Below are 17,546 nucleotides of genomic sequence, written 5' to 3'. Positions count from 1 at the left end.
TTTTGGAGATCTACATACTCTGGCATAGAGATTAATTGTCAATTCATCACGATTAGCGGACATTTTCTTGATCTATGTATTCAGGTTTAGCCATGGATAGCTTTAAATATAGAACCTTTAAATTTCCAATAATATTCACTTATATAAAACGTGATCAGTCACATTAATTTAAAGATGATCTGCAATCTTTTGGGGTAAATATTTAAAAAATATATTTTATAAATCAAAAACTTATTTTTTACTATTTTTTATAAAAATGCCGTTGTTTTATATGATTAAAATCAAAAAAGTTTAAAAATATTCTAAAAAAGCTATACACCGATGTAAAAATGCTTAAAATCGGCGCTAATTTTTTTCACGAAGCCAAATCTGATCTAGATTTGATGCGGGGACAAAGTATGAGTCAATTTTATCCAAAAGCCATTTTAGCTGCTTTAGTATCGTTAGGAACTGTTCCTGCATTTGCCGAACAAGTCTCTGCGGACACTGGCGTATGGTCAGGCAGTTTAGGCGTTGTGAATAAATATGTTTACCGTGGCAGTGAAGAAAATGATAAGCCTGCAGTTCAAGCCGGTTTGGAATATGCGCATAATAGTGGCGTATTTGCAGGTTACTGGGGTTCGATGCTGAACTATGACCCGACAGATGATACGCAATCACATGGCTTTGAACATGATTTCTATGTGGGTTATGGTCGTGAACTGAATGAAAATTGGAGTTATAAATCTCAAATTACGGCCTATGTCTATCAAGGTGGCGGTTCGGTTTATAATGAGGATCGTTCTGAAAAACGTCGCACTACGGGTGTCGATTTTATTCAGGACATAAGTTATAAAGATTTAACTGCAAGCATGGCTGTATTGTTGTCTGATGTTAATTATGGCAACGCAGGAGATGTATATCTGAATGCTACTTATAGCTATGCATTACCTTATGATGTTTCATTAAATTCATCGCTTGGTGTTTCTGTTTTTAATGACAGTCGTGATGACAGCCTATTAACAACTACAGAAGATGTGGTGTTCACTGAAGCACGTTTAGGCTTGAGTAAACCGATTGCGGATACTGGGTTTGAAATTGCTGCTGATTATGTATGGGGCGGTAAAGATCGAGAAGGCGAACAGATGGATGATAATGTGGTCGTTGGTTTGACCTATTCTTTCTAACATTAACGAGTTGATCGTATTCGGTCATATTCTTGAAAGTGCATAATGGTGATTGTGCACTTTTTTTATGCATTTTTGAGATCGGTGTTGAAAAAATATACTCAAAAAAGCGCATTTTTAAAATCCTGTTACATCTATCAACCTGAAGATTTAAATAATCTAAATAGATGAAAATCTGCATTCTAAAATAAATTAAAGAGAAAAAAGGCTAAATAGGATAATTAAAAAATAATAAATAAAAACAGTAATATATTGGTTTTTGATAAACCAAAATGGTGACTTTTATAAAAAAAATATGCGCTTATTTTTAAACATGGCACAGTGCTTGCTAATACCTCATTGAGTTCAACGAAATAACCAAAAAATACGTCGTCGCACGATGTGGGGGAACAAACCATGAAATTTGCACTTAAAGCTTTATCAATCGCTGTACTAGGAGCAGCATCGACGTTTACTTTTGCTGAAGCGCCAGCTTCTGAGCATTCTGTATCTGGAAATATCGGCGTACTGTCTAGCTATAATTTACGTGGTATTACCAATGTGCCTGAAAATAAAGATGCGACAATCCAAGGTGGTTTGGATTATAGCCATGCATCAGGCTTCTATGCGGGTTGGTGGGGTTCAACATTAAACTATGGTGATGACCTACCGAATGGTTTTGAAAATGATTTTTATGCGGGCTATAACGGTTCAATTAATGATGATCTTGGTTACACAGCAGGTCTAACTTACTACTATTACTATGATATTGATACAAGTGATGCAAACGGTTTAGAAACAATGCTTGGGCTAAGCTATAAAGATTTTGGCTTAACAGCGCAAACTTTGCTTGAAGATGTTTCATGGGGTAATGCAGGTGATACTTATATCAAAGCATCATATAGCTATGCACTTCCTAAAGACTTCAGTCTAGATACCGCGCTTGGTTTATATGCATATCAAGATTCAGGTGATTTTGAAGATAATTTAGGAACAACAGAAAGCTTTGGTTTCCGTCACTTTGATATTGGTCTAAGCAAGCCTTTAGCAGATACAGGTGTTACCGCAAGCATGAATTACACAGTTGGTGGTTATGACCGTGCGGATGAAAAACAAAAGAATAAAGTCGTATTTGGTTTGAAATACGAATTCTAATTTTAAAGAGCATTAAAAATGGCGACCTTAGGTCGCCATTTTTTTAAGCATTGAGTTGGCTTCGATAGGACAGCGCTTCAGAAACGTGTTGAGCTTTAATGTGTTCACTTTGAGCCAAGTCGGCAATGGTTCTGGCAACACGTAACACCCGATGATAGGCACGCGCAGATAAATTCATTCTCTGCTGGGCTAACTGTAAAATATTCTGCGCAGTAGCATCCAAAACCGCTTGTTGCTCCAATTGCGTCGGCGTGAGCGCCATATTGGATTTTTGCTGACGTTCTATTTGTAACGCATAAGCCTGTATAACACGATGCCTAACCGCACTTGAACTTTCAACCTCTTGCGAACTTTGTAATTCATGCGCTGCCAGTGGCGGGACATCTATATGTAAGTCAATTCGATCTAATAATGGACCTGAAATACGGTTTTGATAGCGTTTAATACTTTCAGCACTACATTGACAGCGGCTGTCTTGGTTAAAGGCATAGCCACATGGACAAGGATTCATCGCCGCAATTAGTTGAAAATTTGCAGGGAAGGTGATTTGACGAGAAGCCCGTGAAATCACAATTTCCTTGGATTCGAGTGGTTGCCGTAACACCTCCAACACCTTTCGATCAAATTCAGGCAGCTCATCTAAAAATAAAACTCCTAAATGTGCCAAGGTGATTTCGCCCGGTTTAGGATTTGATCCGCCTCCGACGAGGGCAATCGCAGATGCGGTATGGTGCGGCGCACGAAATGGACGCTGCCCAAAATGATGATTTGCACCTGCAATGGAATAAATACTCGCGACTTGCAAATTTTCTTGCATATCTAAGGGCGGAAGAATGCTGGCTAAACGCGAGGCGAGTAGAGTTTTACCTGTGCCTGGAGGGCCACGAAATAGCAGGGAATGACCGCCAGCCGCCGCAATTTCTAAAGCACGACGTGGTCTCAGTTGACCTTTCACATCAGATAAATCAAAAGGGTAACTGTGTTGATTGGCTGACGATGTCGAGGGGTGGCTGCTGATTAAGGCTGAACGACTCAAATGTTCACATACATCCTTAAGATGCTGCGCAGGAAAGACTTGGAACTCCGGCAGTTGCGCCGCTTCATCGGCATTGAGTGCCGGTAGAATCAGATGATGCCCGATATGCTGACAGGCAATGGCTATACTTAAGATGCCACTGACAGGTCGTAAATAACCATCAAGTGCCAATTCTCCAATAAATTCAAAACCATCTGCTGCATTTTCAGGAAGTTGTCCCGACGCGATCAGAATCCCTAAAGCAATGGCGAGATCTAAACGTGAACCATCTTTGGGTAAATCTGCGGGTGCTAGATTAATGGTCAGACGTTTGGTCGGAAACTGAAAGCCGCTATTAATAATCGCAGAGCGGACACGGTCTTTACTTTCACGGACGGCGGCCTCAGGTAGGCCCACAATGGTCAATGACGGTAGGCCTTGGCTGACATGAACTTCAACTTCAATTTGGGGTGCATTTAAGCCGAGCAAACCCCGAGTATAGATTTTGGCAAAAGACATATTATTGTTCCGTTATGGTGCATTATTTTTAATCGTTATGCGTCTTTTGTTGCACTAAAAAGGTGCTTATTTTTTGTTCTGAATTTTTTGTTCGAGTTCTTCGACGTGTTTCAACAATTCATTTAAACGTAAATTGGCATTATTCAGTGCAGTACGTTGGCGTTCGATTTCTTCTTTAGATACGAGATCCATTTTGCTCACAGCTTCATTGAGTAAGCTGCGAAGATTATGTTCGACGTCTTTTTTCGGCTGATCGATTTGTTCTAATATCGCTTGTAATAAGGTTTCAATCATTGTTTTGACCATCCTCAGTGAATTGGTGGCAGCAGTTTAACATCGCCACATTCATGACCATAGTGCTTTTATTTAAATATGCGTTTAATCGATCAGTAAAATCGTAATTCTTCTAGTAAAAACGTCTATTTTTATAAGCATACGCAAGATTATCCGTATAAAATAGGTTATAAAGAAATCTCATGCTGGGCTGACTATTTTCCCCCGACTGTAGTCATATTGGCATGAAAATTGAACATAAAACCTTACAGGTGAAATAAGCCGAAGGAAAACAAAACATGAAGCTCGTAACTGCAATTGTAAAACCTTTTAAATTAGATGACGTGCGTGAAGCACTCTCTGAAAATGGTGTTCAAGGGATCACTGTCACTGAAGTTAAAGGCTTCGGTCGCCAGAAAGGTCACACTGAACTTTATCGTGGTGCTGAATATGTGGTTGATTTCTTACCAAAAGTAAAAATCGAAATCGCAATCAGTGATGAAATGGTCGATACCGTAATTGAATCAATTACTCGTGTTGCAAGCACAGGAAAAATTGGCGACGGTAAAATTTTTGTAAGCAATCTGGAACAAGTCATCCGTATCCGTACTGGTGAAACAGGTGCAGATGCCGTTTAAAAAATTGGCATGAAGTTTGCTGAGTAGCTAATAACTCAGAAAATCAGGTCGGGGGATACGAATGAAAAAAATGCTAATTGCACTCGGCTTGTCCAGTGCACTTTTAGGTGGTTCTGTTGCGTGGGCTGAAGAAAGCGCAACAGCACCTACAGAAGAAGTCACAGTAGTTGATACTGCAAATACAACAACGCTAAATACAACAGAAGCTGCAGTTCCAGTTGAAGCAGCGCCAGCACCTGCAGAACCAGCACCTACAGAAGAAGAACCTAAGCTCGATACAGGTGATACAGCATGGATTTTAGTATCCACTGCACTTGTTCTACTTATGACAATTCCCGGTTTAGCATTGTTTTACGGCGGTATGGTCCGTAAGAAAAATGTACTCAGCACTATGGCACACAGTTTTGTTGCTGCGGGTGTCGTGAGTTTAACGTGGGTGATTGTGGGTTATACCTTAGCATTTGGTGAAGGCAATGCCTTTATCGGTAGCTTAGACAAATTTATGTTGTCGGGTATCACTACAGAAGCGTTGACGGGTACGATTCCAGAGATTCTTTTTGTTATTTTCCAAATGACATTTGCCATTATTACCGTTGCCATTATTAGTGGTTCGATTGCAGAACGTATGAAATTCGGTGCTTTTGTTGCGTTCATCGCAATTTGGAGTGTCGTGGTTTATGCACCAATTACTCACTGGGTATGGGGCGGTGGTTGGTTAGGTAACGACGGTGCGCTTGATTTTGCGGGTGGTACAGTAGTTCACATCAACTCGGGTGTTGCGGGTCTCGTTGCAGCGTACATGCTTGGTAAACGTATGGGGCTTGGCCGTGAATCTATGGCGCCACATAACCTAACGTTAACCGTCATCGGTGCAAGCCTTGTATGGGTAGGTTGGTTTGGTTTCAACGGTGGTTCTGCACTGGGTGCAAATGGTTCGGCTGGTTATGCATTGGTGGTAACACAAGTTGCAGCAGCGGCAGCAGCAGTGGCATGGTTAATTACTGAAAAAGTGGTTCGTGGTAAAGCGTCTGTTTTGGGTGGTGCTTCTGGTGCAGTAGCAGGTCTTGTGGTGATTACACCTGCGGCAGGTTTCGTAACAGTTGGTGGTGCTTTAGCGATGGGTCTGATCGGTGGTGTGGTTTGCTTCTGGGGGATTACTGCGCTGAAACGTGCGTTGAAAGCGGATGACTCTTTGGATGCGTTTGGTCTACATGGTGTCGGTGGTATCGTGGGTGCGATCCTTACAGCATTCTTTGCCAGCGAATTCATCATGGGTGACAATGCACCGAGTAACTTAATGCATCAATTATGGGTTCAAGTCGAAGGCGTACTAGCGACTATTGCTTACTCAGCAGTGATGACATTCATTATCTTGAAAGTGATTGATCTAGTGATTGGCATCCGTGTTGAAGCTGATGACGAACGTATGGGTCTAGACTTAAGTCAACATGGTGAACGTGTAGAATAATAAGATCACAGTAAATCAATATATTGTGTAAAACAGCCCGAAAGGGCTGTTTTTTTTCCATATCTAGCGTAAAGCTCTACAAATTTCAAAATTTTTGCTACACTCTAAATCCATTCGGATTTGTTCAATTTAACCGCTATGCATTGTCCATTTTGCAACGCTGAAGACAGTAAAGTGATTGACTCACGTCTTGCTGCTGAAGGCTGTCAGATACGCCGCCGCCGTGAATGTATTAGTTGCGGTGAACGTTTTACAACTTTTGAAAGCTATGAAGTGGTGATGCCGCGTGTCATCAAGTCTGATTCAAAGAGTGAACCTTTTGATGAAGCCAAGCTCCGCCGCTCGCTCATGCATGCCTTGCAAAAGCGTCCAGTAACGCAAGAGCAAATTGAAACGGTACTCAGTGATATTCAATTGCAAATTCGCCGTTTGGGTGAACGTGACGTGAAATCACGCACCATTGGTGAAATTGTCATGCAGTCTTTGTTTGCTTTAGATCATGTGGCTTATGTACGTTTTGCTTCTGTGTATCAAGACTTCCAAGATGTAGAAGCTTTTCGTCGTCAAATTGAACAAATGCAGCAGCGTGAGCACTAATGCACATCTGCTTCCATTTTTATCATGAGTGATTACATGTCTGAGTTAGATCAAGTGCCTTTGCAGCAGCATCAACAGTGGATGCGGTGTGCAATTGCATTGGCACAGCAGGGGCAATACAGCACTCGTCCCAATCCCAATGTGGGCTGTGTAATTGTCAAAGACGGTCAATTGGTTGGTGAAGGCTTTCATCCCAAAGCGGGTCAGCCGCATGCCGAAGTCTTTGCAATGCGTGATGCAGGTGAGGCCGCACGTGGTGCAACCGCTTATGTGACTTTAGAGCCTTGCGCACACTATGGACGTACGCCACCTTGTGCCAAAGGTTTGGTAGAAGCAGGTGTTGCTCAAGTCGTTGTAGCATGTCCCGATCCGAATCCATTGGTTGCGGGTAAAGGTGTACAAATCCTACGTGATGCTGGCATTGAAGTGATCACAGGTATTTGTGAAGCAGAAGCGCATCAATTGAACTCGGGCTTTTTAAAAGCCATGGCGACGGGCATGCCTTATGTCCGGCTCAAAGTCGCATCGAGCCTGGATGGGCGTACTGCCATGGCCTCGGGTGAGTCTAAATGGATTACCGGTGCAATGGCGCGACAAGATGTACAGCATTGGCGTGCGATATCAGGTGCTGTGATTACTGGGATTGAAACAGTATTAGCAGATGATTGCTTACTCAACGTACGTCAACTCGATGATGCTGTTGATATGCGAAGCGTGGTTCAGCCGAAACGTATCGTGCTAGATCGCCAAGGCCGCTTGCCATTAAGCGCAAAAATATTGCAGCAACCTGAAACCGTGATGGTCATGGGGCCATATCGTCAGGAACTTGCTGACTTGGGCGTGGTACAATTTGAAATTCAGCCTTTGGCCGATCTGTTAGCAGCATGCGTTCAACAGTTCCAAATTTATGATGTCCTTGTGGAAGCTGGTGCGACACTTTCGACCGCTTTCTTACAAGAACATTTGATCGATGAAATGATCAGTTATGTTGCACCGACCTTGTTGGGTCAGTCAGCACGTGCGATGTTTAATGCGGAATTTGACCGCATGGCAGAGCAGCTTCGATTTAAGCTGAAAGATGTCACTCAATTGGGTGATGACATTCGCTTAAGGTTAATCCCTTCTCAAGAGACGCTATGAATTCAGAGTCTACGGTTTATCACAAACGTCGTCATGCGGCTCGTACCACAGACGAATATCTTTTCCATCAGTTGGTTCCTTATTTAGGAAACAAACGCCGTCTATTACATCTGATTTTAGAAGCACTTGAGCAAACGGGAACCTTAAAACGCGAAGATGGTCGTGCGCCGATATTTGCAGACTTTTTTGCAGGTTCGGGTGTGGTATCACGGTTGGCTCGTCAAAACGGCTATCGTGTTATTGCCAATGACTGGGAACCCTACAGCCATGCCTTGAACAGCGCGATTCTCTCTTGTGTTGAAGCACCAGCGTTTAAAGAGTTGGGTGGCTATCAGAAAGCGATTGATTATCTGAACCGTTTGCCAGAAGTTAAAGGTTGGGTGACCCATAACTTGTGTCCACGTAATGATGAAATCTACGATCCGGCACGTGACCGTTTATTCTTTAAACGCCGTAACGGTATGCGTATCGATGCGATTCGTCAGCAAATTGCAACTTGGCAAGCTCAAGGCGCGATTGATGATGTGGAAATGAGTGCTTTGTTAGCGCCGTTATTGTATTCAGCAAGTTTTGTCAGCAATACCAGCGGTGTATTTAAAAGTTTCCATCATGGTTGGGGCGGTAAAACCCAAGCGGCCTTAGATCGTATCGGCTCATTGTTATGGCTGACTCCAAGTCGTTTTTGTGAAATTGGTGATCCGAAAAAACCCGCCGCTGAAATGTGGTGTGTCGACGCACAGCATTTGGCTAATCAAATGAGTGGCTTTGAAGTAGATGTGGCTTATCTCGATCCACCATATAACCAGCACGCTTACAGCAGTAACTACCATGTGTTGAATGCCTTAACGTTATGGGATCAGGTGGATTTACCAACACCAGACACCAAAGGCTTTAAGAGCGGAATCGACCGTGCATGGCGTAAAGAACGTCCAAGTCCGTATAATTCTTCGAAGCATGCGAAAGAAGCCTATGAAAAATTATTAGAAACCATCAATGCACGTTACATCCTGACGAGCTATTCAACCGATGGTAATATCAGCGCCACAGATTTGTTACAAGCCAATTTAAAACGTGGCAGAGTAAGCTTATTGACGCAAGATGTACCACGTTACCGCGTGAGTAAGCAGCGTCAGTCTGAACGTGCACGCGTACTAGAGTTTATTGTCATCACGGATACGCATGCCAAATCAGGTCCACCAATCCGTCAGTTGTTGAGTCAATTGCACCATTTTGCAGAATTAGGTGGTGTCGATACCTCTGGTGTGAGTACGCAACTTGATTTGTGGTAAAAATCATCGCCCCATATTTTTCAGGGATTGAACATGTTTACAGGCATTATTGAAAGTCTAGGTAAAGTTGAAAGCATTCAAAACGTGGGTGGCGATGTCCGCTTGCGTATCCAGACAGATTTAGACATGTCGGATGTGCATTTGGGGGATTCTATTGCCACCAATGGCATTTGCTTAACCGTGATCGACTTTGGCAGTAATTGGTATGCAGCCGATGTTTCACGTGAAAGTTTAAATCGGACCACCTTGGAACACTGGAAAGCAGGGCAGGCGGTGAATGTGGAAAAAGCCATGTTACCCACCACGCGTTTTGGTGGACATATTGTCAGTGGTCATGTCGATGCAGTAGGTGAAATCACTCAAGTTCGTTCAGATGCGCGTTCTATTTATTTTGAAGTGACCGCACCGAAAGAAATTGCACGCTATTTAGCGGAAAAAGGCTCTGTGACCGTGGATGGTATTAGCCTGACAATTAACCATTTACGTGGCAATGTGCTGAGTTTAAATTTAATTCCGCACACGGCTGAACGAACCAATATCGGTACGTGGAAGGCTGGGGCTAAAGTGAACTTGGAAGTGGATGTTTTAGCACGTTATATTGAGCGTTTATTGCTTGGTGATAAAGCCGCTGAGACCACAGCGCAATCTAAAATTAGCTTAGATTTTCTCGCTGAAAATGGCTTCTTGAAATAAGTTGATACCGAAGAAAACCAAACAGTCTGATTGAAAAATTAGACTGTTTTTTTATTTTTGGTGATAATGCGTCGCGGAATGACATATATGATGAATAATCAGACAGGTGATAATGATTGATTTCTTACTGAATCTGGAACAGTGGTTACCCATGTTATTGGAAAATTATGGTGTGTGGATTTATGCCATTTTATTTCTGGTGATATTTTCAGAAACGGGTTCAGTATTTATGTTCTTCCTGCCGGGAGACAGCCTATTGCTTGCCATCGGCGCATTATGCTCAACGACGGAAGTGGTGCATTTACACACCATGGGGCTGATGTTATTTGTCGCATCGGTCTTGGGCTACTGCGTCAATTACTACACGGGCAGCGTGCTAGGCATTAAGTACTTTAATAAGCACACACGTTACTTTAAGCCCGAATATATGGTGAAAACCAATAAATATTTTATGAAGCATGGTGGTAAAACGATTTTAGTCGCACGCTTTGTACCTTTTGTACGTTCTTTTGCGCCTTTTGCTGCTGGATCTGCACGCATGAGCCTCGGTACATTTATGTTTTATAACGTGCTGGGTGGTTTCATCTGGATTGGATTATTACTTGGTATTGGTTATTTCCTAGGACATACCGTTTCTGCAGTTGCAGATTTGGTCTAAGCCAAACTTAGACTGAGAAAAAGCCCACTGTTGTGGGCTTTTTTTATGGAGTCGATGACAACTTAGTGTTTTGTAACGGTCACCACATCAAGGGTTTGAAAAATCGAGCTGCGGGGCAGTTGCTGAATGCTAAAACCACCTTTTTCTGATTCACGGCTGAGATACACCGAAATACTGTGAAAGTCTGAATGACTCAGCCAAAGATCTTTGGCACGAATGTCCCATTGTTCTCCAGCAGATAAAGAGGATATTTTCTGGGTAATCTGGTGAATGATGTCCATATTGAATTCCCATCTGGATGCATGATTATATCTTTAGGATGCCTGAAGCATTGTGTTTTGAGGGACAATGCTTCAGCCATATGAACATCATGTTGCAAATACATGTCAGTTTAATGACAGTGACCAGATTTCGATGCACGGCTTAAGATGCTTGGGAAGATGTAGATTCTGTCGAAAAATTGGAGTTTTCTAAGATATAGTCAATTTCTTCTTGTGCGGCAGCTTTCAATTTTGCACGAAAATCACTGACTGCCATTTCGATTTGCGTTTCTGCCTCAAGTTCCAAACGCACGCGTACACTTTCAAGTTCTGACAACATTTGTCCTTCGCTCACCGATAAGCTTTGGCTTAATCCCGCTAAACCCGTTTCAGGGTTTTTATGATAGCGAGCGGCATAGTGTTGTACTTCACGATCAAGATTATGCTGCATCATGGTGAGCGCTTGCGTTTGTGCAGCAAAGCGTAACTCTTCGTCGCGTCTCAGTTGTTCTGCATAGGCTTGTTCAGCTTCACGTTTTTCTTCTAAGGCTTTTTCTAAAGCCAACTGTTTGCGAATACGAGCATCTTCAATCAGCTGTGCTTTCAAATCTGCATAAGCAGACTCAATTTTGTCAAAAGACACTTGCTGTTGCTGTTGGTCATTGACCAGCCAGTGTTGAATGTCTGTACTGGGATTGAGTACATCGCAAACGCGACCAAGGTCATCAATAAAGGTCTGACGAATAGCTTCAGGTACTTTTAACCAGCGCTGTTTAAAGTCTGGACCGACATTCAATGCCATGGTGCACCTCCTTGCAAATAGGGTAAAACCAATATCACGTTAAAGTTTATGGGTCTGCGGTTGAACGCCCAAACGTCGATATTGTTTATATTTTTCACGCCCGATAATTTTAGCGGGTTCGTTATTTTCAATAATTTCGATAATGTGACTAAAACTTGCGAACTGTTCAAGTGCTTGATCGTTAAAATTAAACACAATCCAGTCGGCTTGCTCAGGCAATTGGGCAGAAATACAGACCGTTGCCTCGGCTTGATCGATACCATGGGGAATGAAACCTGTGTGATCGAAACTCCACAGGCGTTCATCAAGTTGTTGCTGTAAGTCTGGGTCAGCACAATGTAGCCAAATACGTACAGGCTGACGCAGGATCTTACGGCATAAACGACAAGTGCTTTCGACTTGTCGTTCAGGACTTTTTTCAAATAAATAAAAGCTAACTTTAGCCATTCGCTTGAGCACGATTCGCTAAGAATTGCATTAATAATGGCACAGGACGACCTGTTGCGCCTTTATTTGCACCAGAGTTCCATGCAGTCCCAGCAATGTCTAAATGCGCCCAACGGTATTCACGCGTAAAGCGTTGAAGGAAGCATGCAGCGGTCACAGAGCCTGCTTTTGGACCACCAATGTTGGCAATATCTGCAAATGGAGAATCAAGTTGTTCTTGATAATCTTCAATTACTGGCATGCGCCATACGCGGTCAAAGCTGTGTTGACCCGCAGCAGTCAATTCAGCCGCAAGTTCATCATCCGGAGTGAACATACCGGTGAGGACTGAACCCAGTGCTACGACACATGCACCAGTGAGGGTTGCAATATCAATCACCAGTGCAGGGTTAAATCGTTTTACATAGGTCAAGGTATCGCACAGCACCAAACGACCTTCGGCATCGGTATTTAAAATTTCAACGGTTTGACCGCTCATGGTCGTCACGATATCACCTGGGCGAGTGGCATGACCAGATGGCATGTTTTCTGCAGCAGCAATTGCGCCGACTACATGAATCGGTAATTTCGCTTCACACAGCGCACGGATGGTACCCAAAACTGATGCAGAACCGCACATGTCGAATTTCATTTCGTCCATGCCTGCACCCGGTTTAAGTGAGATACCACCAGTATCAAAAGTCACGCCTTTACCAACAAGCACCACAGGTGCTTCTTCACGATTTGAAAGGTATTCGATGGTAATAATACGGCCTGGACGGTCAGAACCTTTGCTCACAGCAAGGAAAGCACCCATACCGAGATCAGCCATTTGCTGTTCATCGAGTACATTCACTTTGAGTTGATCCGGAAATTCAGCTGCAAGCGCTTGAGCTTGTTCGGCCAAATATTCAGGGAAGCAGATATTGCCCGGACGGTTACCTAGGTCACGAGTAAAACTTTGACCTGATTGCACTGCAGAAATTAATTCAAGCTGTGCAGTGGTTAATGGACTTTCAGCAGCGATTAAATGGATCTGCTCCAAAACAAATTCATTTTTCTTAGACTTGTATTCATCAAATGCATAAGCCGCTTGGGTCAGGCTAAGTGCAAATAAATAATGTTGTTCTTGTGGTAGAGCAGAGATATCGACACTGATCTGTTTGAATTTTTTTTGTGACGCTTTAATAATGGTTTGTGCAATTTTTGCAAATTTATTGACCTGTAATTCAGCAACTTTGCCAAGGCCTAAAAGAGCGCTATTGCGACAAGCGGCAATGTTCGCCACCAAAGGCAGGCTTTCATTGAGTGCTGCTTTAAATTGAGTTGCTTCAATTAGATTATCTAAATCATTGATTTGATATGAAGTAGCTGCATTTGTAACGTGCTCAGAATCTACTAATATCAACAAATATTGGCTGGACGCATTCGCTTGGAATGACGTATTAATAGAAAGTTTCATGTGCGGTATTTATGCCTTTTTAAATTTATAAACCATTAAACCATTGAAACATTTATATGAATAGAGTTTCAATGAGCAACAAGGGTATAGGTTTTATATTTTCTACATTCGGGTAAACTAACGCTAGTTTTTATTGGCCCTATTTTTGGAAGAATTAATTTGATTATTCGGCGTTATCTGGTCAAGCAAGTGGTGTCGACATCACTGGTTGTGATTGCCTTATTGACCTTGATCATGATGGGTGGTCGTTTGATCAAGTACTTTGGTGTGGCGGCGCAGGGTCGTTTAGATGCAAGTATTTTATTTAGCATCATTGGCTACCGTTTGCCTGAGTTTTTAACTTTAATTCTTCCACTCGGTTTCTTTATTGGTCTGATGTTGGTCTTTGGTCGTCTGTATGTCGATCATGAAATGGCTGTGCTCAATGGTAGTGGTGTCAGTCGCAATCAATTGTCACGTTTATTGGTGCCGATGACCGTGGTTTTTATGGCTGTTCAAGCATTTTTGATGCTGTGGGCGTCGCCTTGGGGCATCCGTCAGTTTGAAGCATTAACGACTTCACAAGCTGTACGAACAGGCTTTGACTTGGTTCGACCAAAAGAGTTTATTTCCTCTGGGCCCTATACTATTTATGCAGGCGACTTGTCAGAAGACCGTAAAAACTTAAAAGATATTTTCTTCTATCAACGTGCAGAAAAAGAGGGTAAACCCGATGTCATTATTTTGGCGAAAGAAGCCACGCGTGTTGAAGTGCCCGATGACAATGCCAATGTGGTTGACCTAGTTGAAGGTCGCCGTTACGAAATTTATCCGGGGCAACCGCGTTATTCTCAAGCAGAATTCCAAAGTTATCGTTTACGTTTAGAAAATGATAAAGAAGCAAAATTTGAAAGTACTGAAGTAGAAGCTTTACCAACCTCGAAGTTATGGGATAACCGTCATGATCCTGTGGTTGCCAGTGAACTTGGTTGGCGAATCTTTGTGCCGTTCGCTATTTTGGTGGCGTTATTGCTTGCCACCGCTTTGTCTGAGGTCAGTCCTCGTCAAGGGCGTTACCTAAAACTGTTCCCCGCCTTACTTATTTTTGCCAGTTTAATCGTGGCTTTAATGGCGATCAAAACGCGGATCAGTAAAGATGAAATGGGTATCTGGGCTTATCCACTGGTCTTAGTGATTTACGGCATTGCAGCAGCATTGTTCTCGCGTAAACAAAAATTAGCGCCCAAAATTAAGAAACAAATTCAGCGAGTGAGGTCTTAAAATGTTGGCACGTCGTATAGTTGCAAAACATGTGACCAAAACTACTGCTTTAGCCATGCTTGGTGCGACCGCGGTATTGGCTGGCTTACAAGTGCTTTTTACTTATTTAGGTGAATTGGGCTCGCTGAAAGAAGGTTATAACGCATGGAATGCTTTGCAGTATGTGTTATGGAGTTCACCGAATTATTTATATGAAATTTTACCGATTTCAGCCTTGATTGGCGCGGTATTGGGTTTAGGGACTCTAGCTTCAAACAGTGAATTGATTGTCATGCGTTCGGTCGGCATCAGCCTTTGGCGGATTGTGGGCTGGGTGATTCGTTCGGCACTCATTTTGGTGGTTTTATCCTTTGCATTAAGCGAATGGGTCATTCCCTATACCAATGAACAAGCCAAAAGCGTCAAAAGTCACCGCACTGCGGCTGAGTTGGGTGAAGTCAAAGGCTATTGGTCGCGTGAAGGTCAGCGCTTTATTTATATTGACTATGCCAATTCGCAAGGTCAAATTAAAGATGTTCAGGTTGTTGATTTTGATGAAAAATATCGTTTGCGAGGCACTTTGGATGCGGAGCAAGGGAATTTTGTCCAAAATGGTTCTTGGTCGCTGCAAAATTCAACCCAAGTGGATCTATTAGCGACGGGTGATGCTGTAGCGAAGCAAAATGCTGAACAGCCGCTTTCATTGGCGTTGCAACCTAAATATGTGCATATGGTTACCATTGACCCTGAAGATTTATCACCGAGTCAATTGGTGAGCTTTATGAGCTATATGCATGAATATAGCCAAGTCCCGAAAACTTACCAATTGGCGTTTTGGCAAAAGTTTGGTTCGCCCTTTGCTTTAATTGCCTTGGTGGTAATTGCGTGTTCATTTATTTTTGGACCTTTACGTCAACAGTCGATGGGTTTCCGCTTGGTGATTGCCTTATTTGCTGGACTGGGCTTTTACTACTTACAAGATTTCTTAGGTTATGCAAGTTTGGTGTACGCACCATCGCCTGCATGGTTCGTCTTTATACCGATTATTTTGATGTTTGTAGCGGGTGGTTACCTGCTGCACCGCGCACGTTAAGTGCATGCAAGATTGAGTAAAACAATGTTGATGACCTAGATAAACCATGGTTGTCACATAGAGTCTTCACCGAAAATTCGGTAAGATAGTATGATTAATTTATAAACGAAAGAGTGTTCATTATGACGGATGCAACTGCTGGCAAAATCCCACACGTATTAGTAATTATGGATGGTGTGGGTCATCGCGAAGCGGTCGAGGACAATGCCTTTTTAGCAGCAAAACGACCAAACTTGACTGCAATGCAGGAAAAGCATCCGCATGGATTGATTTCAGGCTCTGGCGAAGACGTTGGTTTACCTGATGGACAAATGGGTAACTCTGAAGTGGGCCACATGAACCTTGGTGCAGGACGTGTGCTGTATCAAGACTTTACTCGTATTACCAAAGATATTCGTACCGGTGCATTCTTTGAACATGATGTTTTAGTTGATGCGGTTGAAAAAGCCAAAGCTGCCAATGGTGCAGTGCACATCATGGGCTTATTGTCTGAAGGTGGCGTGCATTCACATGAAGATCACATTGTGGCGATGGCTGAATTGGCATTAAAACGCGGTGCAAAAGTTTATCTTCATGCATTCCTTGATGGTCGTGATACGCCACCAAAAAGCGCACAACCTTCGCTTGAAAAATTAGATGCGCTGTTTGCTCAGTATCCGGGTCAAGGTCGTATTGCCACCATGATTGGTCGTTACTTTGCAATGGATCGTGACAACCGTTGGGATCGTGTTGAGCAAGCCTATCGTCTTTTAACTGAAGGTGAAGCAGTGCGTACAGCAGCGACTGCTGTTGAAGGTCTAGAGCAGGCTTATGCTGCTGAAGAATCAGATGAGTTTGTGAAAGCGACGCGTATTGGTGATTTAGCACCGATCCAAGATGGTGATAGCGTTGTCTTTATGAACTTCCGTGCTGACCGTGCGCGTGAAATTACCAAAGCTTTTGTGGAAAAAGATTTTGCAGGTTTTGAACGTAAAGTGGTTCCTGCTTTATCAAAATTTGTCATGTTGACACGTTACCAAGCAACAATTGATGCACCTGTGGCTTATATGCCAGAAGCGTTGCATAACTCGATTGGTGAATACCTGTCTAATTTGGGTAAAACACAACTTCGTATTGCTGAAACTGAAAAATATGCACACGTGACCTTCTTCTTCAGTGGTGGACGTGAAGATGAATATCCGGGTGAAAAACGTATTTTGATTCCATCACCAAACGTTGCGACTTATGATTTAAAACCAGAAATGAGCGCTTATGAAGTCACTGATGAATTGGTTGCCGCAATTAATTCAGGTGAGTACGACTTACTGGTGGTGAACTATGCCAATGGTGATATGGTCGGACATACTGGTGTATTTGATGCAGCAGTCAAAGCAGTTGAAGCTGTAGACACGTGCCTAGGTCGTGTATATGAAGCTGTGATGGCAAATAAAGGTCACATGTTAGTGACCGCCGATCATGGTAACGTAGAGCAAATGCAGGATTACCAAAGTGGTCAGGTGCATACTCAACATACCACTGAACTTGTGCCGTTTATCTATGTTGGTCCGACCAATGCAACAATTGCAGAAGGTGGTGTTTTGGCTGACGTAGCGCCGACAATGTTAACGCTTATGCACATTCCTGTACCAACAGAAATGCAAGGTCGTAACTTGATTACTCTTGAAGCTTAAAATG

General features: G+C 42.8%; 18 protein-coding genes. 12 read left to right on the top strand and 6 right to left on the bottom strand.

The window, feature by feature from the left end:
* Positions 1-398: 398 nt before the first annotated feature.
* Together FTV27_RS04535 and FTV27_RS04530 are read left to right on the top strand one after the other, a co-directional pair.
* Positions 399-1,166, top strand: a complete 768-nt coding sequence (locus FTV27_RS04535) for a TorF family putative porin (RefSeq protein ID WP_180077186.1) — start codon at positions 399-401, stop codon at positions 1,164-1,166.
* 396 nt (positions 1,167-1,562) lie between these two features.
* A complete protein-coding gene (locus FTV27_RS04530) occupies positions 1,563-2,300 on the top strand; it encodes a TorF family putative porin (protein ID WP_180008086.1) in 738 nt (245 codons plus the stop codon).
* Between the two features lie 43 nt (positions 2,301-2,343).
* On the opposite strand, the gene FTV27_RS04525 is transcribed toward FTV27_RS04530, so the two are convergent.
* On the bottom strand, positions 2,344-3,834 hold the full coding sequence (locus tag FTV27_RS04525) for a YifB family Mg chelatase-like AAA ATPase (RefSeq protein WP_180077185.1): 1,491 nt from the start codon (positions 3,832-3,834) through the stop codon (positions 2,344-2,346).
* A gap of 66 nt (positions 3,835-3,900) precedes the next feature.
* A complete protein-coding gene (locus tag FTV27_RS04520; protein WP_078189551.1) occupies positions 3,901-4,128 on the bottom strand; it encodes an accessory factor UbiK family protein in 228 nt (75 codons plus the stop codon).
* A gap of 278 nt (positions 4,129-4,406) precedes the next feature.
* Between FTV27_RS04520 and glnK the strand changes: the two genes are divergently transcribed.
* From glnK to FTV27_RS04485, 7 genes are all read left to right on the top strand, one after another.
* The gene (gene glnK / locus FTV27_RS04515; protein ID WP_067763174.1) at positions 4,407-4,745 is read left to right on the top strand and encodes a P-II family nitrogen regulator; all 339 of its coding nucleotides are present in this window, start codon (positions 4,407-4,409) and stop codon (positions 4,743-4,745) included.
* 61 nt (positions 4,746-4,806) lie between these two features.
* Entirely contained in the window at positions 4,807-6,213 is a 1,407-nt protein-coding gene (locus tag FTV27_RS04510) for an ammonium transporter (RefSeq protein ID WP_180008071.1), read from the top strand.
* Positions 6,214-6,351: 138 nt separating this feature from the next.
* On the top strand, positions 6,352-6,810 hold the full coding sequence (gene nrdR / locus FTV27_RS04505; RefSeq protein ID WP_067763170.1) for a transcriptional regulator NrdR: 459 nt from the start codon (positions 6,352-6,354) through the stop codon (positions 6,808-6,810).
* Positions 6,811-6,846: 36 nt separating this feature from the next.
* Positions 6,847-7,950, top strand: coding sequence for a bifunctional diaminohydroxyphosphoribosylaminopyrimidine deaminase/5-amino-6-(5-phosphoribosylamino)uracil reductase RibD (ribD, locus tag FTV27_RS04500; RefSeq protein ID WP_180077184.1), 1,104 nt, complete (start codon positions 6,847-6,849; stop codon positions 7,948-7,950).
* Positions 7,947-9,239: a DNA adenine methylase gene (locus tag FTV27_RS04495; RefSeq protein ID WP_078189462.1), complete on the top strand. Its 1,293-nt coding sequence runs from the start codon at positions 7,947-7,949 to the stop codon at positions 9,237-9,239. Before ribD ends, FTV27_RS04495 begins: the two co-directional genes overlap by 4 nt.
* Before the next feature lie 33 nt (positions 9,240-9,272).
* Positions 9,273-9,932: a riboflavin synthase gene (locus tag FTV27_RS04490; RefSeq protein WP_078192598.1), complete on the top strand. Its 660-nt coding sequence runs from the start codon at positions 9,273-9,275 to the stop codon at positions 9,930-9,932.
* Between the two features lie 112 nt (positions 9,933-10,044).
* Positions 10,045-10,590 (top strand): VTT domain-containing protein, encoded by a 546-nt coding sequence (locus tag FTV27_RS04485; RefSeq protein ID WP_078189460.1) that lies wholly within the window; start codon positions 10,045-10,047, stop codon positions 10,588-10,590.
* A gap of 62 nt (positions 10,591-10,652) precedes the next feature.
* Here the strand turns inward: FTV27_RS04485 and FTV27_RS04480 are convergent, their stop codons facing one another.
* The 4 genes from FTV27_RS04480 to FTV27_RS04465 all read right to left on the bottom strand — a co-directional run bounded on the left by FTV27_RS04480 (position 10,653) and on the right by FTV27_RS04465 (position 13,540).
* Positions 10,653-10,871 (bottom strand): hypothetical protein, encoded by a 219-nt coding sequence (locus FTV27_RS04480; protein WP_180035948.1) that lies wholly within the window; start codon positions 10,869-10,871, stop codon positions 10,653-10,655.
* Positions 10,872-11,013: 142 nt separating this feature from the next.
* A complete protein-coding gene (locus FTV27_RS04475) occupies positions 11,014-11,652 on the bottom strand; it encodes a hypothetical protein (protein WP_180077183.1) in 639 nt (212 codons plus the stop codon).
* A 39-nt stretch (positions 11,653-11,691) separates the two neighbouring features.
* Entirely contained in the window at positions 11,692-12,099 is a 408-nt protein-coding gene (locus tag FTV27_RS04470) for a DNA polymerase III subunit chi (RefSeq protein ID WP_078189457.1), read from the bottom strand.
* A complete protein-coding gene (locus FTV27_RS04465; RefSeq protein ID WP_180077181.1) occupies positions 12,092-13,540 on the bottom strand; it encodes a leucyl aminopeptidase in 1,449 nt (482 codons plus the stop codon). The genes FTV27_RS04470 and FTV27_RS04465 overlap by 8 nt, the downstream gene beginning before the upstream one ends.
* Before the next feature lie 159 nt (positions 13,541-13,699).
* On the opposite strand from FTV27_RS04465, the gene lptF reads away from it, so the two are divergent.
* The 3 genes from lptF (at position 13,700) to gpmI (ending at position 17,542) form a co-directional block, all read left to right on the top strand.
* The gene (gene lptF, locus FTV27_RS04460; RefSeq protein ID WP_180022073.1) at positions 13,700-14,800 is read left to right on the top strand and encodes an LPS export ABC transporter permease LptF; all 1,101 of its coding nucleotides are present in this window, start codon (positions 13,700-13,702) and stop codon (positions 14,798-14,800) included.
* A 1-nt stretch (position 14,801) separates the two neighbouring features.
* On the top strand, positions 14,802-15,872 hold the full coding sequence (gene lptG, locus FTV27_RS04455; protein ID WP_180077180.1) for an LPS export ABC transporter permease LptG: 1,071 nt from the start codon (positions 14,802-14,804) through the stop codon (positions 15,870-15,872).
* 122 nt (positions 15,873-15,994) lie between these two features.
* The gene (gpmI, locus tag FTV27_RS04450) at positions 15,995-17,542 is read left to right on the top strand and encodes a 2,3-bisphosphoglycerate-independent phosphoglycerate mutase (protein ID WP_180077179.1); all 1,548 of its coding nucleotides are present in this window, start codon (positions 15,995-15,997) and stop codon (positions 17,540-17,542) included.
* The last annotated feature ends 4 nt before the right edge of the window (positions 17,543-17,546 follow it).

Origin of the sequence: Acinetobacter sp. YH12251, from assembly GCF_013417465.1 — a bacterium.
In the GTDB taxonomy this organism is placed as follows: Bacteria; Pseudomonadota; Gammaproteobacteria; order Pseudomonadales; family Moraxellaceae; genus Acinetobacter; species Acinetobacter amyesii.
Note: the sequence above shows the minus strand (reverse complement) of the source record. Positions and strands in the feature narration are given on the sequence as shown.